The sequence below is a fragment of the Inquilinus limosus genome (assembly GCF_051487185.1).
Lineage (GTDB): Bacteria > Pseudomonadota > Alphaproteobacteria > DSM-16000 > Inquilinaceae > Inquilinus > Inquilinus limosus_F.
The window spans coordinates 73,979-84,914 of the sequence record NZ_JAHVDK010000035.1; the positions used below are offsets into that span (position 1 = coordinate 73,979).

Genomic DNA, 10,936 nt, shown 5'->3' on the forward strand with positions numbered 1-10,936 from the left:
ATGGCGCGTCGCCCAGCCTCAGCCGCCGGCCGTCGTCTTCCGGACGACCAGCTCGCCCGGCAACAGATGGACATTGCCGGCTTCGGCCGGCTCCGCCTTCCCGGTCACCAGCCGGACCGTCAGCTCGACCATGGCGTCGAGCGGCTGGCGGAAGGTGGTCAGCGAGTAGCGCGGCCATCGGGCCATGGCGATGTCGTCGAAGCCGGCGACTGCGATGTCCCCGGGCACGGACAGGGCCATCTCGTCGCGCAGCGCGTCGAGGCCGCCGACCGCCAGGATGTCGTTGGCGAAGAAGATCGCGTCGGTGCGGGTGGTGCGGGCGATCTCGATCGCCGAGCGGTAGCCGGCATCGTAGCTGTACTCGCCGCCGGCAACGGAGGCGGTGAGGGTCATGCCCAGCTCCGCCACCCGGGCGATGAAGGCGTGCTGGCGTTCGAGATTGGCGCTGGCATGCGGCACGCCGGCCACGAAGGCCACGCGGCGCCGCCCGAGGGCGTGGAAATGATCGGCGATGGCGCGCGCGCCTTCGGCGTTGTTGCAGCAGACGCCGGTTATGTCCGAGTCCGGGACGGTCCGGTTGATCATGATCGCCTTCCGTCCCTCGGTCGCCCAGACCAGCGAGGACCCCGACAGGGGGGCGGCCGAAACGATGACCACCGCGTCGACATTGTACTGCCGCAGCGCCACGAGCTGCTGCTTGATGTCGCTGCCCGGCGTCAGGTTGAACATCAGGCTCTGCTGCCCGACGGTCTGCAGGCCCCGCGACAGCTTCTCGATCAGCGTCGGATAGAACGGGTTCTGCATGTCGGAGACGACGATCCCGACGATGTTGCTCCGGCGCTTGGACAGGGTGCTGGCGATGGCGTTGGGGCTGTAGCCCAGGCTCTCCGCCGTCGACAGGATGCGCTGGCGCATCTCGCTCGAGATCGAGGCACCGGGCGTGTAGGCGCGCGAGACCGCGGACTGGCTGACGCCGATCAGCCGGGCGAGCTCGCGCGCGGTGATCGGTTTGCGCAGATCTCTGGAGCTCACGGTCGCCTTCCCTCGCTGTCACCCGCCTCAGCCATAACACGGGAGGAGCCGAACCCAGCCTTGGCCGTGGCCGGTTCCGGTTTCCGTCGCCGCACTATGTGTGTGCGTTGCATACGGATGCAAGACTCGATATCGTCCTGGTCAACAGGGCAGGGGGAGGCGGCGTCGCGATGGCATCCGCATTGACCGGGCTCAGCGTCGTCGACCTGTCGGAATCCGTCGGCGGACAGTACTGCGCCAGGCTGCTGGCCGATTTCGGCGCGGAGGTGGTGCTGGTGGAGCCGCCGGACGGCTCGGTCCTCCGCCGCATGCCGCCCTTCAGCGAGGCCGGCGACCGCGGGTCGCTGCTGTTCTTCCACCTCAACACCGGCAAGCGTTCGGTCAGCCTCGACCTCGGGAGCGCTGGGGGACGCGATGCCCTCGACGGCCTGCTGCGCATGGCGGATGTCGCGATCCTGCCGCCGGGATCCAAGCCGCAGCGTGTGCTCGCACTCAACCCGCACTGCATCGCGGCGGTGGTCAGCCCCTTCGGCGCGGACGGGCCGCTCAGCGCCTGGAAAGGGCCGGAGATCGTGCTGCAGGCCCTGTCCGGCATGATGCACAACAACGGGGCGCACGGCCGGGAACCGCTCTATGGCTGCGGCCGCCGGGCGTCCTTCGCGGCCGGCATCGCCGCCTATATCGGCGTCACCGCCGCGCTCTACGCCCGCGAGCGCACGGGGCTGGGCCAGACCGTGACGGTGGACGAGGCCGAGACCGCGGCGGCGATGTGCTTCCCCTATGTGCTGCAGCACATCTACAACGGCACGGTGAAGGGCAGGGGAGACCCGAACATCCCGGCCGGCCAGGTGCGGTGCCGCGACGGCTGGGTCTGCATCTGGATCTACAATCACCGCTGGAGTGCGCTCTGCCGGGCGCTCGGCCTCGAGCACCTCGAGCGCGACGAGCGCTTCAGCGCCCCCACTCCGCGCCGCGCACGCTGGGCGGCGCTGTTCGAGATCATCCAGGACAAGGTCGCGGGCCTGGAGGCCGAGCAGCTCGTGGCCGAGCTGCAGCGGGCCGAGGTGATTGCGGCCAAGGCCTACCGCCCGTCGGAGCTGCGCGCCAGCTCCCACCTGAACCAGCGCGGCTATTGGGAGGCGGTGGGCGAGGAGGTGATCCTCGGGCCGCCGTTCCGGATGAGCCGGACGCCGCGCCGCGTCCGCTCCGGCGCGCCGCGGCTCGGCGCCGACAACGGTGGACCGCGCGGGACGGCGCCGGCGGGCTGGAGGACCAGGCAGTCGAGAGCCGACGCCGTCATCCCTGGAACCGGACCTCTGGCCGGGCTGCGCGTGCTCGAGCTGACCACGGCCTGGGCCGGGCCGATGGCGGGCCGGGTCCTGGGCTTTCTCGGGGCCGAGGCGATCCATGTCGAATCCCCGACCCGGGTCAACTCCTGGCGGCTGAACAAGGAGGTGCCGAACCCGGTCAACTTCCCGGACGGCGACCCGGGCGCCCGCCCCTACGACCGGGCCTTCCAGTTCAACTCGCAGAACGTCAACAAGCTGTCCTGCATCCTCGACCTGAAGACCGGGGAGGGGCGCGAGATCATCCGGCGCCTGGCGGCGGTCAGCGATGTCGTGATCTGCAACTTCCGGCCCGGCACCCTGGCGAAGCTGGGCCTCGACTACGACAGCCTGCGCCGGATCCGGCCGGACATCATCGTGGCGGAGCTGCCGGCCTTCGGCGCCGAGGGGCCGATGGCGCGCTACGCCGCGCTGGGCCCGACCATGGAGATGTCGACCGGCATGTCGAGCATGATCGGCTATCCGGGCGGCCAGCCGGAGACCACCGGGCCGTCCTATCTCGACCCGATCGGCGGATTCAACGCCGCGGCCGGCATCCTGACGGCGCTGCTGCACCGCCAGCGCACCGGCGAGGGCCAATATATCGAAGTGCCGCAGGTCGAGGCCGCGATGCAGCTGATCGGGCCGGAGCTCCTGGCGGCGATCGAGACCGGGCGCGACCCCGCTCCGAACGGCAACCGCTCGCCCCATGCCGCGCCGCACGACGCCTTCCCGGTCAGGGGCGACGACCAATGGGTGGCGATCGCGGCCGAGACCGAGGCGGAGTGGCAGACCCTGTGCGGCGTCATGGGGCATCCCGGCCTTGCCGCCGATCCGCGCTTCGCCACACTCACGGCCCGGCAGGAGAACATCGAGGCGCTGACCGCGATCATTGCCGATTGGACCCGGAGCCAGGACAAGCATGCGGTCGCGGCCAGGCTACAGGCGGCCGGCGTTCCCGCCGCGCCGGTACAGACCCCCGAGGATCTGGCGCGGAGCGGCTACCTGGCGCATCGCGGCTTCTTCACCGTGCTGGAGCACGCCGATGCCGGCCGTCATCCGCATCCGGGCCTGCCGATCCATCTCGCCGCCACGCCGGGCAGCCAGCGCCGGGCGGCGCCGTGCTTCGGCGCCGACAACCGCCGAGTGCTGCGCGACATCCTCGGCATGACGCCGGCGGAGATCGCGGCCGTCGAGGCCAGCGGCGCGATGGCGACCGAACCTCGGCCGGGGGCCTGACCATGACCGGTGTGCGGGACCACGGATCGGGTTTCCCCAGGACGGTGCGCATCCCCATCCGTCTCGACGACGATCCCGGCTACCGCGGCTCCGTGCATGACGACGCGGTGGCGCGGCGCATGGGCTTCCGGGCGGCGCTGGTGCCGGGCGCCTTCGTCTACGGCCATGTCAGCCGTATCGCCATCGAGGCCTGGGGCATCGACTGGGCGAGACACGGCCGCATGGAGGCGCGCTTCCGCCGGCCGGTCTATGACGGCGACGTGCTCACTGTGGCGGCCTCTGCGTTGGTCGATACCGGCTCCGAACACCGGGCCACGATCACCCTGCGCAACCAGGAGGGCGAGGAGGTGGCGACCGGCTGGGTCGCGATGCCCGGCAAGCCTCCGGTGCCACCGCCGGTGGAGGGCTGCCCGGTCCTGCCTCTGCCGGATCCGCCGCCCGCCGTCGCCCCGGGTGGCATGACGGTCGGGACGCGCCTCGGCTCGCACGACGCGGTCCTGACCGAGGCGGAGTTCCGCCGCTCGCTCGCCGCCTTCGACGAGCGTCACCCGCTCTATGTCGATGGCGGGCTCGTCCATTCCGGCTGCTTGATCCGGCGGACCATGGCCGATGCTAATCGCAGCTTCCGCTTCCCGGCGCCGGTGGTGTTCGTGTCCGGCGAGGCCCAGCATTTCGCGCCGGTTTCGCCCGGCCAGCGCCTCGCCACCTCCGGCACGGTCACCGCGGTCTACGAGCGCAAGGGCAGGCACTACTTCGAGACCGAGGAGTTCCTCGTCGTCGACGGCGCCCGGGTGGCGGCGCGGTTCCGGCGGATCTCGATCTACGCGTAAACGTCCGGTGCAGTGATGTTGCATACGGATGCAAAGAGAGTAAGGTAAACACACGACGGGAGCGAAGCCGTGGCCCCAAGCGCCAGCATCAGATCGGTCGAAGCCTTCCAGGTCAGCTGGCAGCCCGGCGACCCGCCCGGCCGGCGCAGCGCCCTGGTGCGGATCACCACGGAGGACGGCGTGGTCGGCTGGGGCGAGGCCTCGCCGATGCAGGGCGGACTGCACTCGATCGGCATCGTCGAGCGCGACCTGGCGCCGGGCCTGGTCGGTGCCGACGCCTTCGACACCGCGGTGCTGTACGACCGGCTGCTCCACCGCAACATCAAGCTGGGGCCGGAAGGGGCGCTGACCGGCGCGCTGGCGGCGGTCGACATCGCGCTGTGGGACATCAAGGGCAAGACGCTCGGCCTGCCGGTTCACAAGCTGCTCGGCGGCGCCTGGCGCACGGAGGTGCCGTTCTACGCCTCGATCGGCGGCAACGCCGCGCGGACGGTGGACGAGACGGTGCGCGTGGTCGAGGCGCGCTGGCGGCGCGAGACGCCGGCGGCGATCAAGATCCGCCGGGACGGCGACCGCTCGATGCTCGACCTCGACATCCCGGGCGACATCGCCAAGGCCAGGGCCGTGCGGCAGCTGGTCGGCGACGGCACCCCGCTCGCCTTCGACGCCAACAACGGCTACTCGGTCGGCGGTGCCATCCGCGTCGGCCGCGCGCTCGAGGAACTCGGCTACATCTGGTTCGAGGAACCGGTGCAGCATTACGACGTGCGCGGCATGGGCGAGGTGGCGCAGCGGCTCGACATCACCGTCTCGGCGGCGGAGCAGAGCTACACGCTGCAGGCCCTGGTCGACATGATCCGCGCCGGGGTGCGCATGGTGCAGCCGGACATCGTCAAGATGGGCGGCATCACCGGGCTGATGCAATGCGCCGCGATCTGCCACGCCCATGGGGTCGAGCTGGTGCCGCACCAGACCCAGCCGGTGATCGGCCATGTCGCCAACCTGCATGTGCTGGCGGCGCTGATGCACCTGACCAAGCCGGCGGAATACGCCGACGCGTCCGGCCGGATGGATGTCGGCTTCAAGGATCCGCCCCGGCCGGCCGACGGCCGGTTCGTGGTGCCGCAGGGGCCGGGGCTCGGGATCGAGGTCGACGAGGCGGAAATCAACAAGCGGCGCTGACCGGCGCCGATAAGCGACAGGGGAGACGGCCATGGAGTTCAGCAGGCGAAATGTGCTTCAGCTCGGCGTCGCGACCGCGGCGCTGGCGGGCTTCGGCGGCGCCCGGGCGCAGGACGCGTCGCAGAACGCGGATGTGATCCGCATCGGCATAGCCGCGAAGGGGCCACGCCACAGCGACCCGAATCTGACCACCCAGGGCTCGGACAACTGGGCGACCGAGCAGATCTACGAGCAGCTGGTGCGCCCGGAGGACGGCACGTTCGCGGTCAAGCCGGAGGAATTCCTGCCGACGCTCGCGACCAGCTGGAGCTCGTCGCCGGACGCCAGGACTTGGACCTTCAAGCTGCGCGAAGGGGTGCAGTTCCACAAGGGCTATGGCGAGATGACCTCGGAGGACGTGGTCTACTCGTTCACGCGCGCGATCACCTCGGGCACCAACAGGACGATCCTGTCCAACATCGCCGACGTCGTGGCGAACGGGCCTTATCAGGTGACCATGACCCTGAAGAGCCCGGATCCGCTGTTCCTGGGCACTTCCGTCTTCAACAACAACACCTCGATCGTCAGCAAGAAGGCAGCTGAGGAGATGGGCGAGGCCTTCGGCACCGACGCCGTCGGCACCGGCCCCTACGAGCTGGTGAAGTTCGACACCCAGGTCGGCACGACGCTGAAGCGCCACGACGGCTACTGGGGCCAGAAGGCGAAGATCGGCAATGTCGAATGCGTCTACATCGCCGACACCTCGGCGCGGACGCTGGCCCTGCTGTCCGGCAACATCGACATCATGGAGGCGGTGCGCGCCCCGGGCTGGGTCGCCTCGATGCAGCAGCGCGATCCGACGCTGAAATTCGACATGACGGTGCCGGGGTCCTTCAACACCCTGCACATCAACCTGACGCGCAAGCCCTTCGACAACCTGAAGGTCCGGCAGGCGCTGATGCACGCCATCGACCGTCCGGCCGTGGCCCAGGCGCTGGCGCCGATGGGCGGCACCATGGCGGGGCTGCAGCCGGACTTCTTCCCGGCCGGCTTCAAGACCGAGGACCTGCCGGAGGATCTGCGCTACCCCTACGACCCGGATAAGGCGAAGGCGCTGCTGGCCGAGGCCGGCTACCCGGACGGGATCAGCTTCTCGTCGCTCTGCAGCCAGCGCGAGGACTATGCCTCGACCATGCTGATCGTGCAGGAGCAGATCCGCCTGGCCGGGTTCAACCTGAATCTCAGGATCGAGGACCACACCGCCTATCACGCCGACAACCGGTCGGACAAGAACACGCTCGCCATGCATTCGTCGAGCTATCCGCCGATCCCGACCCAGCTCTATTTCCAGCAGCTGTCGGCGCAGTCCGAGGTCAAGTCCGACGGATCGGGCGGCGGCAACTACAGCCATTACGGCGTGGTGATGCCGGGCATCGACGACCTGCTGGCCCAGGCCTTGCAGGCGACCGACTTCGCGACCTACGAGAACATCTGCCGCAAGATCGAACTGCAGGTGCTGCGCGACCTGCCGCTGATCGGCCTGTCCACCCTGTCCTTCACCACCGCGCGCCGGGGCAATGTCGATCTCGGCTACCCGGTGAAGAGCGGCTATGCGCGCTGGCGCTTCCACCGGGCGACCAAGACCATCGTCTGACCCCGCAGGGGAGGGCCCGCCATGGCGCGGTATCTGATGTGGCGATTGCTGGATGCGGTTCCGACCATCCTGCTGGTGCTGACGCTGGTGTTCGTCTGCATGCGCATCCTGCCGGGCGACCCGGCGCTGGCAGCACTGGGGGACAACGCCCTGCCGGACCAGATCGCGGCGTTCCGTGAGAAGATGGGGCTGAACGTCCCGCTCTGGCAGCAGTACTTCAACTTCCTCATCGGCGTCCTGACCCTGGATTTCGGGCGGTCGCTGATGAACAACACGCCGGTCCTGCAGCTGCTGGCCTACAACCTGCCCTACACGATCGAGCTGACCATCGCCGCGATGGTGATGGGCATCGCGGCCGGCATCCCTCTCGGCGTGCTGGCGGCGACCCACCGCAACCGGACGGCGGATTCCGGCGTCCGGGTGTTCTCGCTGATCGGCTACGCCATCCCGGACTTCTATCTGGGCGCGCTGCTGCTGATCACCTTCTCGCTCACTCTCGGCTGGTTCCCGATCAATGGCGGCGGCGACGGCTTCCTCGACCGGCTGCACCATATCGTGCTGCCGGCGCTGACCCTCGCCTTCGTCAAGGCCGCTTTTCTCGGCCGGCTGACCCGGACCTCGCTGCTTGAGGTGTTCGGCAAGGACTATGTGCGCACGGCGCGGGCCAAGGGGGCGAGCGAGCGGCGCGTCATCTACCGGCACGGGCTGCGCAACGCGCTGCTGCCGCTCTCCACCGGCATGGGTCTCAGCCTGCTGGCGACCCTCTCCGGCTCGGTGGCGATCGAGCTGGTGTTCAACCGGCCCGGCATCGGCAAGCTGCTGATCGGGGCGATCACCGAGCGCGACTACGCCGTCATACAGGGCGGTGTGATCGTCTTCGCCCTGTTCGTGGTCCTGGTCAATCTGCTGATGGACCTCGTCTACATCGTGATCGATCCGCGGATCCGGGTGACGTGATGGCTGCGATCATCGACACCGCCGAACCGATCGCCCCGGCCCCGAACCGGCTGGCGGTCCTGATCCGCATCGTGCTGGGGCGCCCGGCCACGATCTTCGCCGCCTTGATCATCGCGATCTTCGTCGTGGTGGCGGTGCTGGCGCCCTGGATCGCGCCCTACAACCCGCTGGCGCAGAGCATCCTCAAGATCAACCAGGGTCCATCCTGGGCGCATTGGCTGGGCACCGACCAGTTCGGCCGCGACGTGCTGTCCCGCATGATCTACGGCTCTCGCAACTCGCTGATCTTCGGGCTGCTGTCGCCGGTCCTGGCGGCGATCACCGGCACCACGCTCGGCGTCGTCGCCGGCTATTTCGGCGGCGTGGTCGACCGCGTCATCTCCCGCCTCGTCGACCTGCTGCTGGCGTTTCCGGAGCTGCTGCTGGCGATCATCATCGCAGCGGCCTTGGGCGGCGGCTTCTGGAACGTCGTCGCGGTGCTGACCGTCGCCTTCGTGCCCGGCTTCGCCCGCGTCGCCCGGGCCCAGACCCTGTCGGTGAAGCAGGAGCCCTATGTCGAGGCCGCGGTCGCGGTCGGCGTCAGCACGCCGGTGATCATCTTCCGCCACATCGTGCCGAACATCGCGGCGCCGATCGTCGTGCTGGTAACGCTGTGGGTCGCCTCGGCCATCCGGCTCGAAGCCTCGCTCAGCTTTCTCGGCATCGGCACCCAGCCGCCGAACCCGAGCTGGGGCAACATCATCCGCGACGGGCTGAACAACCTGTTCGGATCGCCCTGGCCGATCATCGGCGCCGGCTTCGCCATCACCTGCGCCGTCCTCGCCTTCAACCTGTTCGGCGACGCGGTGCGCGACGCCCTCGATCCGGAGACCGCCTCGTGACCGCGCCCCTGCTCAAGGTCGAGGACCTGGCCGTCGAGTTCGGCCCGAAGGCCGCGCCGCTGCGGGTGGTCGACGGCGTCGGCTTCGAGATCCAGCCCGGCGGATCGCTCGGCATCGTCGGCGAATCCGGCTCCGGCAAGTCGATGACCTCGCTGTCGATCCTGCGCCTGATCCCGGAGCCGCCGGGCCGGATCGCGCAGGGGCGGATCCTGTTCAACGGCACGGACCTGCTGGGCCTGCCGCGGGCGCGAATGCCGGAGATCCGGGGCCGCGACATCGCCATGATCTTCCAGGAGCCGATGAGCTCGCTGAACCCTGTCATGACCATCGGCGACCAGATCGGCGAGGCCATCCTGCTGCATGAGCGCGGCAGCCGAGAGGAGCGGCGCCGCCGGACCATCGAGATGCTGCGGCTGGTCGGCATCCCCGATCCGGAACGCCGGCTCGGCGCCTATCCGCATCAGTTCTCCGGCGGCATGCGCCAGCGCGTGATGATCGCCATGGCCATCGCCTGCAACCCGAAGCTGCTGATCGCGGACGAGCCGACCACGGCGCTGGACGTCACCATCCAGGCCCAGGTGCTGGACCTGATGAAGCGGATCCGCGCCACCCTGAACACGGCGGTGCTGCTGATCTCCCACGATCTCGGCGTGATCGCCGACATCTGCGAACGGGTGATCGTGATGTATGCCGGCCGGGTGGTGGAGGATGCCGACGTCCGCTCCATCTTCCGGCGGCCGTCGCACCCCTACACCCAGGGGCTGCTGCAGTCGATCCCGCGGCTCAACGACGATCGCCGGCGGCTGTACCAGATCGCCGGCTCGGTGCCCCAGGCCGGCGGTCTCGGCACCGGCTGCCCGTTCCAGCCGCGCTGTCCGCTGCGGGTCGACCGCTGCGCGGTGGAGCGGCCGCCGATGTTCAGCTTCGGCCCGCAGCACCGCGCGGCCTGCTGGGTCACGTCCGAGGCGGCGTCCGTCGGCGCCGCCGAGCCGGCGCCCAGCGCGAGGGCCATGCGATGAGTGGTACTGCGACCGAAACCCTGGTCCGGGCCGATGGGCTGACCAAGACCTTCCAGGACGGCGGCGGCCTCAGCTTCGGCCGCCTGCGCCCGGCCGTGCGGGCGGTCGACGAGGTCTCGCTCGAGATCCGCCGCGGCGAGACTCTGGCGCTGGTCGGGGAATCCGGCTGCGGCAAGTCCACGTTGGGCCGGCTGCTGCTGCGGCTGATCGAGCCCAGCGCCGGCCATGTCTTCGTCGACGGCACCGATCTGACCGGCCTGTCGCGCGGGCAGATGCGGGCGATGCGCCGGCAGGTGCAGATGATCTTCCAGGATCCCTACGGCTCGCTCAGCCCGCGGCGCAGCGTCGCCGATATCGTCGCGGAGCCGCTCGAGGTGTTCGGGCTGGTGCGGTCGCGCCGGGAGCGCCGCGACAAGGTGGCGGAGCTGCTGCGCCAGGTCGGGCTGCCACCGGCCACCATGGACCGCTATCCGCGCCAGTTCTCCGGCGGGCAGCGCCAGCGTATCGGCATCGCCCGGGCAATCTCGCTCGACCCCGCCTTCATCGTGGCCGACGAGCCGGTCTCCGCCCTCGACGTCTCGATCCAGGCCCAGATCGTCAACCTGCTGCAGGACCTGCAGGAGCGGAAGAACCTCTCCTATCTGTTCATCGCCCATGATCTGGCCGTGGTGCGGCACATCGCCGACCGGGTCGCGGTGATGTATCTGGGGCGGATCGTCGAGACGGGCCCCAAGGCCGCCGTGTACGGCACGCCGCACCATCCCTACACGCAGGCGCTGCTCTCGGCCGCACCGGAGCCTGATCCGGACCGGCCGCAGAAACGCATCATCCTGCAGGG

The 10,936-nt window shown here is 69.7% G+C and carries 9 protein-coding genes; 8 read left to right on the forward strand and 1 reads right to left on the reverse strand.

Annotated elements, in window-relative coordinates; genetic code table 11:
- Positions 1-18: 18 nt before the first annotated feature.
- Positions 19-1,032, reverse strand: a complete 1,014-nt coding sequence (locus KXR53_RS30890) for a LacI family DNA-binding transcriptional regulator (protein ID WP_437379457.1) — start codon at positions 1,030-1,032, stop codon at positions 19-21.
- Between the two features lie 170 nt (positions 1,033-1,202).
- Between KXR53_RS30890 and KXR53_RS30895 the strand changes: the two genes are divergently transcribed.
- From KXR53_RS30895 to KXR53_RS30930, 8 genes are all read left to right on the forward strand, one after another.
- The gene (locus KXR53_RS30895) at positions 1,203-3,596 is read left to right on the forward strand and encodes a CaiB/BaiF CoA transferase family protein (protein ID WP_437379458.1); all 2,394 of its coding nucleotides are present in this window, start codon (positions 1,203-1,205) and stop codon (positions 3,594-3,596) included.
- Between the two features lie 2 nt (positions 3,597-3,598).
- Entirely contained in the window at positions 3,599-4,426 is an 828-nt protein-coding gene (locus KXR53_RS30900) for a hypothetical protein (protein WP_437379459.1), read from the forward strand.
- 69 nt (positions 4,427-4,495) lie between these two features.
- Positions 4,496-5,608 carry a mandelate racemase/muconate lactonizing enzyme family protein gene (locus KXR53_RS30905; RefSeq protein ID WP_437379460.1) on the forward strand — a complete coding sequence of 371 codons (1,113 nt, stop codon included), beginning with the start codon at positions 4,496-4,498 and terminating at the stop codon, positions 5,606-5,608.
- A gap of 31 nt (positions 5,609-5,639) precedes the next feature.
- On the forward strand, positions 5,640-7,241 hold the full coding sequence (locus KXR53_RS30910; RefSeq protein ID WP_437379461.1) for an ABC transporter substrate-binding protein: 1,602 nt from the start codon (positions 5,640-5,642) through the stop codon (positions 7,239-7,241).
- Between the two features lie 21 nt (positions 7,242-7,262).
- Entirely contained in the window at positions 7,263-8,198 is a 936-nt protein-coding gene (locus KXR53_RS30915) for an ABC transporter permease (RefSeq protein ID WP_437379462.1), read from the forward strand.
- A complete protein-coding gene (locus KXR53_RS30920; RefSeq protein ID WP_437379463.1) occupies positions 8,198-9,079 on the forward strand; it encodes an ABC transporter permease in 882 nt (293 codons plus the stop codon). Before KXR53_RS30915 ends, KXR53_RS30920 begins: the two co-directional genes overlap by 1 nt.
- Positions 9,076-10,098 (forward strand): ABC transporter ATP-binding protein, encoded by a 1,023-nt coding sequence (locus tag KXR53_RS30925; RefSeq protein WP_437379464.1) that lies wholly within the window; start codon positions 9,076-9,078, stop codon positions 10,096-10,098. The genes KXR53_RS30920 and KXR53_RS30925 overlap by 4 nt, the downstream gene beginning before the upstream one ends.
- Positions 10,095-10,936 (forward strand): ABC transporter ATP-binding protein (locus tag KXR53_RS30930; RefSeq protein WP_437379465.1); only part of this gene is annotated, 842 nt, incomplete at its 3' end. The genes KXR53_RS30925 and KXR53_RS30930, both read left to right, overlap by 4 nt.

Excerpts from the sequence above, each read along its gene's own strand:
- KXR53_RS30895 (WP_437379458.1), top strand. The coding sequence starts at position 1,203 with ATGGCATCCGCATTGACCGGGCTCAGCGTCGTCGACCTGTCGGAATCC.
- KXR53_RS30900 (WP_437379459.1), top strand. The coding sequence starts at position 3,599 with ATGACCGGTGTGCGGGACCACGGATCGGGTTTCCCCAGGACGGTGCGC.
- KXR53_RS30910 (WP_437379461.1), top strand. The coding sequence starts at position 5,640 with ATGGAGTTCAGCAGGCGAAATGTGCTTCAGCTCGGCGTCGCGACCGCG.
- KXR53_RS30915 (WP_437379462.1), top strand. The coding sequence starts at position 7,263 with ATGGCGCGGTATCTGATGTGGCGATTGCTGGATGCGGTTCCGACCATC.
- KXR53_RS30920 (WP_437379463.1), top strand. The coding sequence starts at position 8,198 with ATGGCTGCGATCATCGACACCGCCGAACCGATCGCCCCGGCCCCGAAC.